The 15,793-nt window shown below is 49.3% G+C and carries 13 protein-coding genes and 1 rRNA gene; 12 read left to right on the forward strand and 2 right to left on the reverse strand.

What is annotated here, in order from left to right; translation table 11 throughout:
* Nucleotides 1–50: 50 nt before the first annotated feature.
* Nucleotides 51–1,892 (reverse strand): extracellular solute-binding protein, encoded by a 1,842-nt coding sequence (locus CX664_RS12125; RefSeq protein ID WP_244910657.1) that lies wholly within the window; start codon nt 1,890–1,892, stop codon nt 51–53.
* A 318-nt stretch (nt 1,893–2,210) separates the two neighbouring features.
* Here CX664_RS12125 and CX664_RS12130 point away from each other — a divergent pair, with 318 nt between their 5' ends.
* The 11 genes from CX664_RS12130 (at nt 2,211) to CX664_RS12180 (ending at nt 13,358) form a co-directional block, all read left to right on the forward strand.
* On the forward strand, nt 2,211–3,212 hold the full coding sequence (locus tag CX664_RS12130; protein WP_180966480.1) for a LysM peptidoglycan-binding domain-containing protein: 1,002 nt from the start codon (nt 2,211–2,213) through the stop codon (nt 3,210–3,212).
* Nucleotides 3,213–3,332: 120 nt separating this feature from the next.
* Nucleotides 3,333–4,466 carry a DNA-processing protein DprA gene (dprA, locus tag CX664_RS12135; protein ID WP_101746992.1) on the forward strand — a complete coding sequence of 378 codons (1,134 nt, stop codon included), beginning with the start codon at nt 3,333–3,335 and terminating at the stop codon, nt 4,464–4,466.
* A gap of 225 nt (nt 4,467–4,691) precedes the next feature.
* A complete protein-coding gene (gene tsaC / locus CX664_RS12140) occupies nt 4,692–5,246 on the forward strand; it encodes an L-threonylcarbamoyladenylate synthase type 1 TsaC (RefSeq protein ID WP_101746993.1) in 555 nt (184 codons plus the stop codon).
* A gap of 29 nt (nt 5,247–5,275) precedes the next feature.
* A complete protein-coding gene (gene hemF / locus CX664_RS12145; protein ID WP_101746994.1) occupies nt 5,276–6,199 on the forward strand; it encodes an oxygen-dependent coproporphyrinogen oxidase in 924 nt (307 codons plus the stop codon).
* 18 nt (nt 6,200–6,217) lie between these two features.
* Nucleotides 6,218–7,042 (forward strand): shikimate dehydrogenase, encoded by an 825-nt coding sequence (gene aroE, locus CX664_RS12150; protein WP_101746995.1) that lies wholly within the window; start codon nt 6,218–6,220, stop codon nt 7,040–7,042.
* A 79-nt stretch (nt 7,043–7,121) separates the two neighbouring features.
* Nucleotides 7,122–7,814 carry a YiiX/YebB-like N1pC/P60 family cysteine hydrolase gene (locus CX664_RS12155; protein ID WP_101746996.1) on the forward strand — a complete coding sequence of 231 codons (693 nt, stop codon included), beginning with the start codon at nt 7,122–7,124 and terminating at the stop codon, nt 7,812–7,814.
* Between the two features lie 218 nt (nt 7,815–8,032).
* Nucleotides 8,033–8,887 carry a hypothetical protein gene (locus CX664_RS12160; protein WP_101746997.1) on the forward strand — a complete coding sequence of 285 codons (855 nt, stop codon included), beginning with the start codon at nt 8,033–8,035 and terminating at the stop codon, nt 8,885–8,887.
* 127 nt (nt 8,888–9,014) lie between these two features.
* The gene (gene rsmG, locus CX664_RS12165; RefSeq protein ID WP_101746998.1) at nt 9,015–9,689 is read left to right on the forward strand and encodes a 16S rRNA (guanine(527)-N(7))-methyltransferase RsmG; all 675 of its coding nucleotides are present in this window, start codon (nt 9,015–9,017) and stop codon (nt 9,687–9,689) included.
* A gap of 16 nt (nt 9,690–9,705) precedes the next feature.
* Nucleotides 9,706–10,515 (forward strand): ParA family protein, encoded by an 810-nt coding sequence (locus CX664_RS12170; protein ID WP_101746999.1) that lies wholly within the window; start codon nt 9,706–9,708, stop codon nt 10,513–10,515.
* Between the two features lie 3 nt (nt 10,516–10,518).
* On the forward strand, nt 10,519–11,409 hold the full coding sequence (locus CX664_RS12175; protein ID WP_101747000.1) for a ParB/RepB/Spo0J family partition protein: 891 nt from the start codon (nt 10,519–10,521) through the stop codon (nt 11,407–11,409).
* A 179-nt stretch (nt 11,410–11,588) separates the two neighbouring features.
* A complete protein-coding gene (locus CX664_RS12180; RefSeq protein WP_101747001.1) occupies nt 11,589–13,358 on the forward strand; it encodes an ankyrin repeat domain-containing protein in 1,770 nt (589 codons plus the stop codon).
* Between the two features lie 140 nt (nt 13,359–13,498).
* Here CX664_RS12180 and CX664_RS12185 read toward each other — a convergent pair whose 3' ends face one another.
* Nucleotides 13,499–14,368 carry an MATH domain-containing protein gene (locus CX664_RS12185; protein WP_101747002.1) on the reverse strand — a complete coding sequence of 290 codons (870 nt, stop codon included), beginning with the start codon at nt 14,366–14,368 and terminating at the stop codon, nt 13,499–13,501.
* A 1,197-nt stretch (nt 14,369–15,565) separates the two neighbouring features.
* Here CX664_RS12185 and CX664_RS12190 point away from each other — a divergent pair.
* Nucleotides 15,566–15,793 (forward strand): 16S ribosomal RNA (locus tag CX664_RS12190); the annotation flags it as partial.

Here is a 15,793-nt window from a genome sequence, read left to right on the forward strand (position 1 = left end):
TTTGTTGACCTTTCAGTATATCTGCAAATTCAGTCTGTACCTAGCCAGACTTATTCACCCTGCCACCAGGTATTGATGATCATGGGGTAATCCGTGGTTACCGCCGGTCGCTTGATATGACTCTGGTAGGCAAGTCTGACTTTGCCAAAATACCACAGTGGAATACCGTAGTGATTCCAGAGCAGCACCCGGTCAAGGCTGTGAATAATGGTTTCCAGCTCTTTCTGACTACCGGCTCCTGGTATTTTCTCCAGCAGCGCATCAATCACCGGGTTTTTGATACCGGCCAGATTCTGGGTATCGGGTATATCCGCATTACTGGAGTGAAAGTACCTGAATAGCTCACTGCCCAGTGAGAGTCCCAGGGAATAGGCATTACCCATGGTATCAAAATCCAGCTTTCTCACTCGCTGTAAATAGTTGCTGATGTCGAGGACCCGGTATTTCAGCTCAATACCGATGCTGGCCAGGTTCTTTTTAAACGGTAAAACAAGCCTGTCCGCCAGATGACTGGAAGTGATCAGCTCAAACGTCAGCGGTTCTTGCTGTTGGTTGACCAGTTTGCCCCCCTTGAAATGCCACCCAGCTTCATTCAGTAGAGCCAGTGCCTGTTGCTGTTGGGCTCTGATCGAACCATCGCCCCGGGTTTTGGGTGATAAAAATGGCTGATGGAACAGGGCATCGGGCAGTTGCGTGCGAAATGGGGCTAACAGCGCCTGTTCATGGGCAGAGGGCAGACCTGAAGCGGCGTATATGGAGTTTGGAAAGTAACTGTTAGCCCGGACATAGGCATTTTCAAACAGTGTCCGGTTGCTCCACTCGAAATCCAGCAGATAGCCAAGCGCTTTTCTTACCCGAATATCATTAAAGGGAGCCCGGCGGGTGTTGAACACGACCATTGGGCTGCCAATAATCATTTTGGTTGGAATTTCAGCCTTCATCACTTTGCCAGAGATAATGTCGGGAAAGTTGTAGGCCCAGGTCCAGTTTTTGGCAATGGGTTCGAAATAGAGACTAAGCGCCCCGGATTTAAAAGCTTCAAAGGCGGTGGTCAGATCCCGATAGAAATAGAGCGTGATCTGATCGAAGTTGTATTTGCCCCGGTTTACCGGCAGATCCTTCCCCCAGTAATCCTTAACCCGGGTAAAGGTAACCGATGATCCTCCTTCCACATGGGTGATTTTGTAGGGGCCGCTGCCCAGTGGCGGCGTCAGTCTGGATTTTCCGTTAAGCCCGTCTTTCCAGTAGTGCGCAGGCAGAACTGGCAGCTCGGCAGCACAAAACAGTTGATCCCGGTTGCCAGACCTCTTGAAGTGAAAGCGAACCCGGTGTTGATCAAGAACCTCAACACGCGCAATGGGCTTTAGCTGAATCTGATATTTGACCGGGCCTTTGGCGCGCAGGTATTCAAAAGAGAACTCAACGTCCTCTGCCGTAATCGAATGACCATCATGAAAGCGGGCGTTAGGGTGGAGGTTAAAGGTTATCCATTGGCTGTCGTCAGGGTACTCCACTGATTGGGCAATCAGGCCATAAGCAGAGCGGGCTTCATCGCCGGTCGGGCTGTAAGCGCCCGTCCCCACCATCAAGGGTTCGTTCAAACCGAGAAAACCCAAAGTAAAAAATCGCAGCGGTGAGATTTGGGAGATGTGGGTTCCGGTTTGGGAATATGGATTTAATGTATCAAAGACTCCAATGGCGGCAATATTCAGTTTGCCTCTTTTCGGGGCGTGAGGATTGACGTAATCGAAGTGCCTGAAGCCTTCCGGGTATTTAAGGTCATCAAATCGTGAGAGTCCGTGTGACTTATGCAGGATGGGCGTTTCTGCCATCACCAGCAAACTGACAACAGAGGCTAACACTGCCAGAAACATCAGGCTTTTCTGTTTCAAAGTCGCTCCTTTATCCAAGCCACACCGGGATACTGGCTCAGGAAACTACAACAACAGCTAATAGTAGCCTTATTCTTCCTGATCCAGCGCTGAGAATGCAGGGCTATTTATGTGACCTGATCTTGAGAATCGGATACGAACGCCGAGAACTAACAGAGAGCCGATTGCCCACAGGCTGAAGCGGTTGATACACTGTTCCTAAACAAAGAAATCTGGTGTGGCACACATAAACTCAACAGGCCCTAACGTAAACTAAAAACTATTCAAGGGATCGGGACGACAATGAGACGCTTTGCTCTGGCAGGAATCCTGCTTTGCATGTCTTCACTGGGATTGGCATTCGATAGCCCGGTAAAGGCAGACTCCCCCAGCAGGTACACCGTTGAGAAAGGCGATACCCTCTGGGATATATCCACTACGTTTCTGGACAGCCCGTGGTTATGGCCGGAAATCTGGCATGCTAACCCCCAGATAGAGAATCCCCATCTGATTTACCCTGGCGATGTGGTCAGTCTGGTTTATATCAATGGCCAGCCCAGGCTGATGATTTCCAGTCGCGGGAAGCCAGGTCGAACGATTAAATTAACACCAAAAATCCGGGTGAAGCCCGGAGAGTCAGCAATCCCGGCGATTCCTTTGAGTGCTGTGCAAAGTTATTTAAAGGGCGGTCATGTCTTCTCCAGCGAGGAACAGCTGGACAACGCACCTTATGTATTTGCTGCGAAAGATGGCAAATTGGCTTCAGGGGCCGGGGATAAAATATACGCACGGGGCGATTTTGCCGGGCACAACCTGCGATTTGATGTCGTCCGCCGTGGCCAGCAGATTGTTGACCCGGAAACCGATGAAATGCTGGGGCTTATTGGTATTGATGTGGGAACCATCAACTTGAGTCATGTCAGGGAAGGGGTTGCCTCCATGGTCGTGCAGGACAGTAGAATGGAGATGAAACCCGGTGACCGGGTGGTCAGCCAGGATGCCAGCGGACTGGTCACGACGTTTTTTCCAAGAGCGCCGGCTGCGCCTTTAGAGGGCATTGTCACCGCAAGCCTGAACAACACCAAAAAGGTTTCCAAGTTTGATACGGTGGTTATCAACAAAGGAGAACGGGAACGTCTCAGGCAGGGGGATGTCCTGGCCGTCTATCGAAAGACAGAGGAAGCCCTGGACCCATTTACCAATGAACAGGTTACTCTGCCATCCGAGAGAATCGGTTTGGTGATGGTTTATCGACCTTTTGAAAAAATGAGCTATGGTATTGTGCTATCAGCTAAAGAGGATATTGAAGTTGGCTATATCCTCCGGAGCCCACAACCATAAGTAACCATTTATTCAAACAACAGCCCGAATGTTTACCGGGTGCTTCATTGGATGTGTGGCTTATTCGGACAGAGCTGTTAATAACCAGAATAAGCCACACAACTCCGGAAAGAGAATTCAATGATATACACTGATACCGACCAGAAGGACTGGTTACAGCTGCTCCCCTGGCTAACCCTTTCCCTGATTCCGGGGCTGGGACCCATCAAATCCAGCCAGCTTATCGACAAATTTCAACATCCCAGCCAGCTTTTTTCCGCATCATTTAACCAACTGAAGGGTATTATTCCGGAGAAACTGGCCAGTTCGCTGGTCAATGCCCACAGAGACTCATCTATTCAGAAACAGTTGCACCTGACACAGACATGGCTGCAAGCCAGTCAGGCCCATGCCATTGTGACACCAGATTCCCATCTCTATCCCAAAGCGCTGAAAGAGCTGCCTGATGCACCGGTTGTGCTCTACGTCATTGGTAACAGTCAGCTAATCAGTGAGCCACAGCTGGGCGTTGTCGGTAGCCGAAGGCCGACACCAAATGGTCGCCGGGTGGCCCGGGAGTTTTGTGAACACTTATCAAGAAGTGGCCTGGTGGTTACCAGTGGTATGGCACTAGGAATCGATGCGGCTGCCCACCAGGGCGCACTGGGTTGTTATGGTGCGACAGTTGCCGTGTTGGGTACCGGTGTGGATCAGGTTTATCCGGCAAGGCATGAGGATCTTTATCAGTTGATTGCCAGTCAGGGGGCCATCGTCAGTGAATATCCACTGGGAACAAAACCCTTTGCCGGTAACTTTCCCCGTCGCAATCGTATTCTGTCCGGTTTATCCCTGGGAGTTCTGGTGGTTGAAGCGGCACTGGAAAGCGGCTCGTTAATCTCGGCAAGGCTGGCCGCGGAGCAGGGGCGTGAGGTTTTTGCCATACCGGGTTCGGTGCTGAACCCGTTAAGCCGAGGGTGTCATAAGCTGATCCGCGAAGGTGCGGTGCTGGTAGAAAGCCCTGATGATGTATTAATTGAACTCGCACCACAGCTCCATGGTGTTATGAATGAATTCTCTCCATCCACTCCCAGTCGCAAAGAGACAGACCCACTGCGGCTTAAAGTTATTGAAGTGATGGGGTTTGACGTTGTCAGTGCGGATCAAATCAGCACACTGTCCGGGATTCCTTTTGCGGAGCTTTCTGTCGTGCTGACCGAAATGGAGCTTGATGGCGTAATAGAGTCCACATCCGGTGGTTTTATTCGTCTTGGCTGATTTGTGAATCAGCGGAAAGGATCGTGCTTTACATTTCCGGGTGTTGCTTCTGAATTTCTCTTGCTAGACTAGCGAACCTTACTGGTGATGCTTCGGAAACTATCAGTAGCCCGTGTGTTGTAATTTCGGGCTGACTATCTGGCGAATGCTGAAGCAGTTCTTGCAAAAAACGCTGATCTCCAGCGGCCGTTAACTAGCTGAGAGTTATCTCTGAGAGATGTTTTCATGATGGATGTAGATCAGGCAGCCAGAATAATCAGAAACGGCGGTGTCATCGCTTACCCCACAGAAGCCGTATGGGGGTTGGGATGTGACCCCTGGAACCAGCAGGCTGTTTATCGGATTCTTGACATCAAACAGCGACCGGTTGAAAAAGGGGTCATTCTGATTGGTGCTTCAGAGGATCAGTTTGCCCCGCTACTTAATCCCCTCTCTTGTGAAGAAAGAGCCCGGCTGAAGTCTACCTGGCCAGGTCCTTATACCTGGCTTATTCCAGACCCTGCTGGCTGGGCACCCGACTGGGTCAGAGGGCAGTTTGATACGGTTGCTGTTCGTATCACTGCGCATCCACTGGTGAAAACACTGTGTGAAGCAACAGGGCACCCGATAGTGTCTACGTCAGCAAACCTTGCCGGTAAGGACCCGCTGTTAACGTTTTCAGGTGTAGAGGAAGTGTTTGGCTCACTGCTTGATGGCATTGTTCCCGGCGAAACCGGAGAACAGAAAACACCCTCAAAGATTCAGGACCTGCGTTCGGGGCAGCTGGTAAGGGCTGGCTAATATTACTAAAACTCAGGAATTGTCCCGGAATGTCAGAACCGTCTGTAGATCTCGTAAAGCAATACCTCCTGGATTTGCAGAATCGCATCTGCACCGCGATTGAAGCAGAAGAAACCGGGGGCTCCTTCAGGGAAGACCAGTGGGACTACCTTGGCTCCGGCAACAAGGGGGATGGTGGTGGTAAGGCCAGAGTGCTTGAAGGGGGCACGGTGTTTGAAAAAGCCGGTGTGAATTTTTCCCATGTAACCGGGGATCAGCTGCCTGCCAGCGCCACTGCCCATCGACCACACATGGCTGGCAGAAGTTTTCAGGCCATGGGGGTTTCCCTGGTGATCCATCCGGATAACCCATTTGTGCCAACGTCCCATGCCAATGTCCGGATGCTGATCGCCCATAAAGAAGGAGAAGCACCGATCTGGTGGTTTGGCGGCGGCTATGACCTGACGCCTTACTACGGCTTTGAAGAAGATTGTCAGCACTGGCATCAGGTGGCCAAACAGGCCTGTGAACCCTTTGGTGATGATGTCTACCCCCGCTATAAAAAGTGGTGTGATGAATACTTCTTCCTTAAACACCGCAATGAACCCCGGGGGATTGGTGGACTGTTCTACGATGACCTGAATGAGTGGTCATTTGCGCGCAGTTTTGAGTTTATGCAGTCGGTTGGCGACAGCTTTATTGATGCCTATCTGCCCATTGTACAGCGCCGTAAATCCCTGCCTTACTCTGAGCAGCACAAGCGTTTTCAGGAGTACCGCCGTGGCCGTTATGTGGAATTCAACCTGGTATACGACAGGGGTACTTTGTTTGGGCTGCAGTCCGGTGGTCGTACAGAGTCTATCCTTATGTCGTTACCGCCTCATGTACGCTGGGATTACAACTGGAGTCCAGAGCCCGGCACCGAAGAGGCACGACTGTATGACGAATTTTTAAAACCAAGAGACTGGGCATAAATCAAGAGGGTCTGAATCATGGCTGGGCCAGTAGACACGTATGCAGTAATGGGGAACCCTATTGCCCACAGCAAATCACCGGTCATTCACACACTGTTTGCTGATCAGACTGACCAAAGTCTGCGTTACACCGCCCTGTTGGTTGACGTTGGCGGCTTTAAAAAAGCGATTGATGAATTCTTTGAAAACGGTGATCTGGGGTTAAGTATCACCTTACCCTTTAAGGAAGAGGCGTGGCAGTTAGCTGAGAAGAGAACGTCACGAGCAGAAAAAGCCGGGGCGGTAAACACCTTGTGGCAGGAACATGGCCAGCTGCATGGGGACAACACCGATGGGCTTGGCCTGGTGGCAGATCTCCAGGCAAATAACGGTGTAACCATTAAAGGCGCTCGGGTACTTATTCTGGGGGCCGGTGGTGCCGTGAGAGGAGTGCTTGAGCCCCTGCTTGCAGAGCGACCGGTTGAAGTTGTGATTGCCAATCGAACCCGTAGCAAGGCTGACACGCTGGTTGAACTCTTTACGGATAAAGCCATTTCTGCCTGTGGATTCGACGATATAGAGGGCCGTTTTGAGCTGGTGATCAACGGCACCGCTGCCAGCCTGCAGGGAGAAATACCACCCATACCCGGCCATATTATTGATCAGAACACCTGCTGTTATGACATGATGTACGGTGCCGACGAAACCGTTTTCAATCGCTGGTGTCGTGAGCAGGGGGCAGGCAAAACCATTGACGGGCTTGGTATGCTGGTTGAACAGGCGGCAGAGCAGTTTGCCATTTGGCGTGGTGTTCGTCCTGACACTCGCCAGATACTTGACCTGTTGCGGAATGAAATGGCCTGACAGGTTCTATACTCCTGAACATGATTCTTTATATTGCCTGTTCTGCTATATGGGATGATTTTCAGGTATTGGATAAGTTATGGATAAAGCGCTACCAGTCACTGTGATGCCAGCCAATGTGATTACTAAAGACCTATTACCGGGTGACCTGCTTTTTCAACTGCGCTCAGGTGGCGAAGCCGAATGGGTTATCAGTCGGCTCTTTGCGGGTCGGGATGGTGCAGCCATTAATCATGTCGCACTCTACGACGGCGATGGTATGGTTATAGAAGCTGTAATGCCCCGGGTGCAGAAAACCTCTTTGGATGACTTTGTCAGTAGCTCAGTTTTAGACAACCATGGCAGACCGTGTGTCCTGATCTGTCGGCTGGCATCGAGCTTCTCGACACTGGTACCGGATGCCCTGGCGTTTGCAGAGCAGCAGCTTTCGGTACCCTATGATCCACACTACCGGCAGAATCAGGAAGAGCACCAGAAAAGCTGGTATTGCAGTGAATTAATTGTTCATGCGTTTTGCCATGCCAATAAAGGCATTTTCCTGTTTGAAGAAACACCGATGAGTTTCCGGGATATGGAAACCGGAGAGCTGATGCCGTTCTGGATTGACCATTATCAAGCCATTGGCCAGGAGATCCCGGAAGGGCTTCCCGGCTCACACCCGGCGCTGCTCTCCTGCTCCGACAAGCTAATGTCCATTAATAGTCTTGGATCACTTCCAGCAAAAAGTTGTCAGGATTTATGCAGCCTGGAGCCAGGGTCAACTCTGGCCTAGGACACTGCCTGAACCGTTTTCTGATCAGATCTGCACCAGTTTCGATTAACCTCATTTTATGTTCCTGCCTGATAGACTGCTGTCTTAATTTAATCAGTCAGCGGGTAATCTGTGGCAACCACACAATCCCCCTCATTACTGCTGTTGAAACTTTTCTAAAAAGTTAATGTCTGCGCGCAGAGAGAAAATAATTTTCAGTTTGTGAATGAGGTAGTTCCATGGCACCCAACTTTCCCGCTTTGGCTATTCCTGGTTTTGAGGCTGTTATGCAGGATCTGATGGCTGTGGCTCATGATGTTATGAATCGTGAGCCAGATGATGATTACATAATCGATATGCTTCCTGCCGTGCCGCAACATGTTGTCCCCTATATTCCTTCCGCCAGACACCAAAATGCTGCACCCAAAAAACTGGAGGAGTTCAGCATTACCTTGCCTGAAGTGCCTGATGATTCTCCCCCTCAGGCTTGTGCTCAGGAGAAAAATGAAAAGTCAGCAGGGGCAGAGGCCCCTGAGAGTTCAACAGAATGTAATCCGCCGGATGAGCTTGCTGCACGCCGGAAGAAAAAAACACAGCTGACCGATGCTATTATCGAATTACGACTTGAGTGTTCGAAAATTGAGCGTACATGGGCAACCTGTGTCCCCCGGGTGGATATCGATTCAAAAGAGGCCCAGGATGTCGTTTGCTACGCCACGGCCATGCGCTGCGGTGCATTGAAAAGGTCACTTGTCGCATACTATACGGCACAACTGGGAAAACAGGTGGAGATTGTTAATGTACAGGCGGAGGTTGTTAATGCACAGGCGGCAAAGGATCATGGCAGACATGCTAATGGTCAGCAGCCTGTGGCTCAACCTGCAATGAGATTACCCAATAACGTCAGTATTTGCGTGGAAGCAATGAAGTCATTGGAGTTAGCGAAAAATGTAACCGCTGTTTATGATCCGGACAAAGAGCCACTTGAGAGAGATGCCAGGCTGGCAGAAACCATCAAAACCTATGAAGCCTATCAAAAAGTAAAAGGACAGTTGGTCGGCTTACAGGCATCCCTGCAGGCGATGAATGAATGATGGCGTCGATTTTATCAAAGTTATGAAATAGACTGATCAGTTATCTATTCTCATCAGTAAAGCCAGACGGCATCCAGGTAGCTTATCGTCACTGCAAGGCTTCACCGTCCGCTGGCTGAAGGAATCCATGAACGCTTCTCAATCATCATTAACCGACCACTCCCTGGCTCAGACATTACAGAACGACATTGGCCGGGGGGCCAAATCACTCGGTCTTGATTTGTCCCCGGTTCAGGCGGATTTGCTGACCCGCTATGTTCTGCTGCTGAACAAGTGGAATAAAGCCTACAATCTTACCGCCATTCGTGATCCCAGAGAGATGGTCTTCAGGCATATTGTTGATAGTCTGAGTATTGTTCCCCATATTTCTGGTGAGGTGATTCTGGATGTAGGCTCAGGCCCGGGACTGCCAGGCGTGGTTCTGGCGATTATGTACCCCGATAAACAATTCACGACACTGGACAGCAATGGCAAGAAGACCCGCTTCATGCTTCAGGCAAAACTGGACCTTCAGCTCAATAATCTGGCAGTTGCTAATGCCCGCGTAGAGTCTTTTCAGGTAGATGTGCCTTTTGACGCCATTACTTCACGGGCATTCAGCTCATTGGTTAGTATGGTAGATGGCACAAAACACTTATTATCACCTTCAGGTGTTTATCTGGCCATGAAAGGGCTATATCCTGAAGAAGAATTGAAGCAATTGATGGATCGTCACGAAATTGAGCTGGTTGGCTGTGAGCCTTTAAAGGTACCGGGTACAGACGGCGATCGTCATCTTGTCATTTTGCGTAACAGGCATTGAATGGTATTAAACGGCTGTGGCTAAAATTCTAGCGGTAACCAATCAGAAGGGGGGGGTTGGCAAAACCACTTCCTGCGTTAACCTATCGGCTTCCCTGGCGGCCAGTAAGCAGCGGGTACTGCTTATTGATGTTGACCCCCAGGGGAATGCCACCATGGGCAGCGGAATCGACAAACATGCTCAGCAATGGTCCGTTTACCATGTACTGACCGGGCGCTGTGATATCGAACAGGCAATCCTGCCATCCCGGGATGGCGGTTATGATGTTCTGGGGGCAAACGCCGACCTGACGGCAGCAGAGGTTGAGTTGATGGAGATGGACCGCAAGGAATCCAGACTCCATGACGCACTTGCCAGAGTTGAAGATCAGTACGACTTTATCATGATCGACTGCCCTCCTTCTCTGAACATGCTGACCATTAATGCCATGGTGGCTGCCCGTGGGGTGATTATCCCGATGCAGTGCGAATACTATGCACTGGAAGGTCTGACTGCCCTGATGGAAACCATTGCAGGCCTGAGGGAAACCATCAATCCCGACTTGCACATCGAAGGTCTGCTGCGCACCATGTATGACCCGAGGATGACGCTGACCACAGAAGTATCGAGACAGCTCATCAACCATTTTGGTGATCAGGTCTATCGAACCGTGATTCCCCGTAATGTTCGACTTGCCGAGGCACCGAGTCACGGTAAGCCGGTACTGGCCTATGACCGGAACTCCCGTGGTGCGGTGGCTTATCTGGCCCTGGCCGGAGAGCTGGTACGCAAGCATGACATCAAGGGGCTTAACGGCAAGTCGACAAGGAAAACAGGAACTCACTGACCCATGGCGAAACAACGTCTCGGTACTAACTTGAATGCACTGCTGGGTAGCGCCAGGCTACCGGCATCCCTGTCCAATGATCTTGCCGGGCCATCACCGGTCAAGGAGTCACTGGATGGGACAATGAAAGACCTGCCCGTTGAGTTTCTGGTGCGTGGCAAGTACCAGCCCCGCCGAGACATGCACCCTGATGCCCTGGAAGAGCTGGCAGAAAGTATTAAAGAGCAGGGCATCATGCAGCCAATCGTGGTGCGTCCGGCCGGGCAGAATCGTTATGAAATCATTGCCGGTGAACGGCGCTGGCGTGCAGCACAGCTGGCAGGCCTTGCGGACGTTCCTGCCCTGATTCGTGATGTTCCCGATGAAGCTGCCATTGCCATGGCACTGATCGAAAACATCCAGCGGGAAGACCTGAACCCAATTGAAGAAGCGATTGCACTTTCCAGACTGCAAAAAGAGTTCGAACTGACCCAGCAGGAAGTGGCCCAGGCCGTCGGTAAGTCCAGGGCTGCCGTTGCTAATATATTGCGACTGATGGCCCTGAACCCTGAAGTGAAAAAAATGCTGGAATATGGCGACCTGGAAATGGGCCATGCCAGAGCGTTGCTTTCCCTGGGCGAACTGGATCAGCTAGAAGTAGCCCGAACCGTTACTGCAAAAGGATTGTCTGTTCGTCAGACGGAAGCACTGGTTCGCCGAATCCAGCAGGAAAAGGAAAAAGGCGGAAAAACCGTTAAGCGCCTTGACCCCAATATAAAGCAGCTTGAAGATGAGTTGTCTGAAAAGGTAGGAGCCAGGGTCGCCATTCAGTGCAGTGCCAAAGGAAAAGGCAAGCTGGTCATTTCCTACAATTCACTGGATGAGCTTGATGGTGTGTTGGCCCATATTCAGTAAATACCGCTTTTTTATCTCCTCTGCGCTCTTTCCCGGGGCGCATCCCAAGCATAATACTTGATTATCTCCCACCTTATACCAGACTGGCTATCTGGTTATATTCAATGATCGACCTGCGCTTTTTCAAATGGATTGCTGTTGATTGAAATTCACAAAAAACGCAATTTGGAAGATTTATTATGAATACGGTCACTCCTGAGGATCTTACGTCCTTCAAATCGGTTCTTCCCTTTCCCGTTGTGGTTTGCCACCACCTGTCAATGCAGTCTGGCAATGCAGGGGAATTCAATGGTCGTCAGTTGGTCGTGTGCCAAAACCCCACAACACAATTGATCCGCTACCCACAATGCCAGTGCAATATGCTGTTTCGTGACAATGCCGACATCCAGGAATTAGATACGCTGTTACATAACAGGGTCATCGATATTGACGCCAAACAAGTCCGCAATATATGCCAAACATCTGTATATGGGCCCCATGATACGGTGTACTGGTATTCGCCACTGTCCGTGCATGACCCAAATATTCTGAAGAAACTGCAATGGTATTTGAGTCAGGGTGGGGTTGATATCAATCAGCCGATTAACTTTGCAGGGGAAACCCTGGTGCACCAGTTTTGTCATGCGAGCTGTATCCTTCGAAGGAATAGTCTGAATCGGCTTCTGTACCCGGTTCATCCAGATATCGTAGTTATCTGGCTTTTGAGTCATGGGGCTTCGTTGACTAAGAATCGATTGGGCAACACGCCATTACACACTGCCTGCTCCTCTGGTGCTACCCGCGAGCTTTTGGCCATATTGCTGAAGAAAGTCAGGGAAAATCCCGAAATCCTTGATGCATTGAACAACAACGACGAAACAGCCCTGTCTAATGCGTTGAGCTCAACTTCATGGAATGGTATGGCCGTTCTTTTATTGCGGGCAGGAGCCAGTACCGGTGACGTCGACAACCGTGCCCAGTACATTCCGATTAGTTCAATGATCGAAAATCGCAGACTCAATAGCGAAAAACTGGGATTGCTTGCTCATTATGGATTAGATATCAGTCAATGTATCAGCGAAGCATCGCTTTTTGTCAGAAAAATGATTCCCTATCGCTTCGATCATGATATCGAAGTACTTCTCTACTGGATAAAAGAAGGGTTGGCCCTGAATAGTGTTGATGGTGATGGCCAGTCATTGCTTTGGGTGTGTTTCAGTACCTTCGAAGAAAATGAAGGTAGCAAAAAAGAAGATAGCGGGTTTAGCCTGAAGCTGGAATTATGCAGTTACGTCCTGAAAGTTGCCTACAAATACCATTTTCCAGAAAACATTGACGCTCTGAAGGGCGTTATTTCTGATACATTGGTGGAAAGCCGGGCAGAGGATATCGGTAGACTGCTAAAAGACTATCCGGATGTTTTCTATCTTATTGATGATACGGTCGAAATGATTGCCAGCTATTTGAGTGAACAGAATAGAGTGAAGCTTGGTGACTTGCTGGCACAAGCCAGGGCTGAGCACCCCGCAGAGATGAGTCTTCAGCCTTTCATCTACCTGCCCTATGAGCCGGTTATGCAATCGTGCACCGATGCTTTCATGAAACGTATGGAAGCTATGTTCTTCGCACCAACCAGTGATTTTACCAGGGTAGGGTTGGAGCCTGACAGACGTCGTTTTGCCAGAACTGAGAGTGACGAGGGAATAGATTCTGATATTGAAGATAGTGATGAGGATGAAGATGAAGATTCTCAAGACAATCCCTCAATTAACTATTCAGATATTCGATTGTACGACTGGCTTTTAGAACATCGGCTTGGATCATTGCGGCAACTGCTGCTGTCACACAAAGAACTTCATAAAACGATCTGCAAACATCAACAGGAGCTGGCTTGCGAGTTATCGGTTGAAAATGAACAGCTGCTTAAGAGATTACTTGGTGAAACGGGTTCAGTGGATGAGCCCGGATGATAAATACACATTATGAACCTCTGGTGGTGTTCCTGATTGCATAATGGCAACGAGTGTTACAGGGGGCCCCTCTGAGCAACAATGGGAGCTTTCTAATATCTCTCTGCTGTTCATTCAATCCTTCATTAATAGTCGGAGTGTCAATTCTGACTGGTATCTACAACAATCTTTATAAACATGGTGTCTTCTTTAACGTATCCATGTTCCAGCCTGGAGAGTGCCAGGAGCTGAGGGTTGCCACAGGGAATGTTACTTGGCTTTATTGGTCGTTGAAAAGATGAGGAATTCGGGTCGGGGGAGAAAGCGTCAAACTTGTCATCTACACCATACTGATCGAGGATCATAAAAGTAATTTTTTGTCGAAACGGCCAACGCTGAATGGCATCATAGTCACCTTTCATTAAAGCCAGAAACAAGCTGATATGAGTGCCTTTTCCTGATCCCTCACCATTCAGGTAGACCCTTGCTCGCATTTTATACCCGAATTCGCTGGTACAGAATGGCTGTGAATAGATGGACTCCGGGTTGCGATTGATAGCCTCCATCCGTTTGGCTGCAAATCCATCAATCTTCCATACCAGGGTACCGTTCCAGGATGCTGTTTTGTCCTGTAAGGCATTGACTTTAAGGGTTCCAGCCACCTGAGGCAAAGTAGCGGGATCAACATCCCTGAGTTGACTCATCAAATGAAGTGCATTGGTAATGTCGTTTTTGATATCAGCAATAGCGAGACGATTTTCTTCAGTCTGAGATTCTATATTATTGTAGAGTTGCTTAAAGTCAGGCGGTAACGAGGTACCGGGAGACGTTCTCAGCGCCTGAAGTTTTGCGTTAAATTCCCGGGTAATTTGTTGCATTTGCTGTTTCATTAACTCCATACCTTGATCCAGTGATGCCATCCTGTTTTGGATAGATGGTTGTGGCTTTGTGAGTAGCGATTCCAGCTTTTTTATCTCATCAACAAGCTGATCTATCCTTCGGGAATCCTCTGAAATATCGTGTTGCAGCATTCTTATCCTGTCTTTCAGGGGAATATTTTCACATCTGTCGAGATGACCCTTGATATCGTTATAAGACCCGCGCCATGGGCAACCAGTGTTTCCATAGGTGGTGTTTGAAGGGCATTGACTTTGATAAATAAATTTTATTTCCCGGGTTGAATTGGTGTCCGGAAAAAGGGAGTCTTTATCTATAGGGCAACGGTAGTCAGATAAATCACCCGGGGGGAAGTTTGGTTGTTTATATTGCTCATGGTGTACGCAATGACGACACAGTAAATGCCCTTGATAGCATTGGACTATGTCTCCGAGGATGTGATCCCTGCTACAACGTTCTACATTTATGTATGATGGGGGCAGCTCAGTGATAATCCTGACACCATGGTGGCAAAAAGTGTTGATGAGATCTGGAGGAAGCCCTGAGGAATTATTTGTCGCTGGATCAGGGAGGGCTCTACCAGAAAGCATTGCAGTAAATGACTGGGCGGCTTGCATTAGAATTTCCTGTTATCACGTTCAAGCCCTTTGGATCATGAAACAGGATGAAAAGTTTCAGGCAGTAATATTTTTGTCGTGAAAAATCCCTGAGTCCGGCGCAGCCAATCAAACGGGCTGTGTGCTCATAGACTGGCTCATAAGTACTACTAATATTTTATTACATCGGTTGTTCTAGGTGATTGTACGTAAAACGGCTGTCACTTATTGATTAAAGTCAAAATTTCTCTATCATACGCCTCACTTCCACGGACTGACCCAAACGGTCATCCACGGATCGGCAGAATGAATGTTCATCGCTGGCCGGGAAGTGCGGTTTGAAAATGGGTTGTTTGGATTGAATGAAAAATAACCGGTTGACAAATCAAACTGGCGCGGTAAGATGCGCCTCCGCTGACAGGGCTTGGAGCAACGTCAGCGAGTTGGAAAGCTTCTTTCTTCTTCTGAAAATGATCGCTTGACAACGAAAGCCGCCACGGTAAGATAGGCGGCCTTGCTGATCGGCACTGACTGCTGAATCAGCGATTAAATCACCGTGATTTAATCAGTTCTTTAACAAAATATCAGACAATTCGTGTGGGCGCTTGTGCGATTGCATCGGTTACAAAAGGGTTAACACCCTTTGTAAATAGTTAAATGCGACGCTTAAGCGAACATACTCGTTAATTTGCAGTAAGTTCTATTGAGCATATAAATTTTTCGCATGAAAAATTTAAACTGAAGAGTTTGATCATGGCTCAGATTGAACGCTGGCGGCAGGCCTAACACATGCAAGTCGAGCGGTAGCAGGAAGTGCTTGCACTTCGCTGACGAGCGGCGGACGGGTGCGTAACACGTAGGAATCTGCCTGGTAGTGGGGGATAGCCCGGAGAAATCCGGATTAATACCGCATACGCACTAGCTCTTTAAGAGCGGTGGAAAGCAGGGGATCGGTTCGCCGAC

The sequence above is a fragment of the Endozoicomonas acroporae genome, from assembly GCF_002864045.1.
Taxonomy (GTDB): Bacteria; Pseudomonadota; Gammaproteobacteria; order Pseudomonadales; family Endozoicomonadaceae; genus Endozoicomonas; species Endozoicomonas acroporae.

Coding starts and splice junctions, on each gene's coding strand:
- aroE (WP_101746995.1), top strand. CDS start 6,218: ATGGCTGGGCCAGTAGACACGTATGCAGTAATGGGGAACCCTATTGCC.
- tsaC (WP_101746993.1), top strand. CDS start 4,692: ATGATGGATGTAGATCAGGCAGCCAGAATAATCAGAAACGGCGGTGTC.
- CX664_RS12155 (WP_101746996.1), top strand. CDS start 7,122: ATGGATAAAGCGCTACCAGTCACTGTGATGCCAGCCAATGTGATTACT.
- CX664_RS12130 (WP_180966480.1), top strand. CDS start 2,211: ATGTCTTCACTGGGATTGGCATTCGATAGCCCGGTAAAGGCAGACTCC.
- dprA (WP_101746992.1), top strand. CDS start 3,333: ATGATATACACTGATACCGACCAGAAGGACTGGTTACAGCTGCTCCCC.
- CX664_RS12175 (WP_101747000.1), top strand. CDS start 10,519: ATGGCGAAACAACGTCTCGGTACTAACTTGAATGCACTGCTGGGTAGC.
- CX664_RS12180 (WP_101747001.1), top strand. CDS start 11,589: ATGAATACGGTCACTCCTGAGGATCTTACGTCCTTCAAATCGGTTCTT.
- hemF (WP_101746994.1), top strand. CDS start 5,276: ATGTCAGAACCGTCTGTAGATCTCGTAAAGCAATACCTCCTGGATTTG.
- CX664_RS12185 (WP_101747002.1), bottom strand. CDS start 14,368: ATGCTGCAACACGATATTTCAGAGGATTCCCGAAGGATAGATCAGCTT.
- CX664_RS12160 (WP_101746997.1), top strand. CDS start 8,033: ATGGCACCCAACTTTCCCGCTTTGGCTATTCCTGGTTTTGAGGCTGTT.
- rsmG (WP_101746998.1), top strand. CDS start 9,015: ATGAACGCTTCTCAATCATCATTAACCGACCACTCCCTGGCTCAGACA.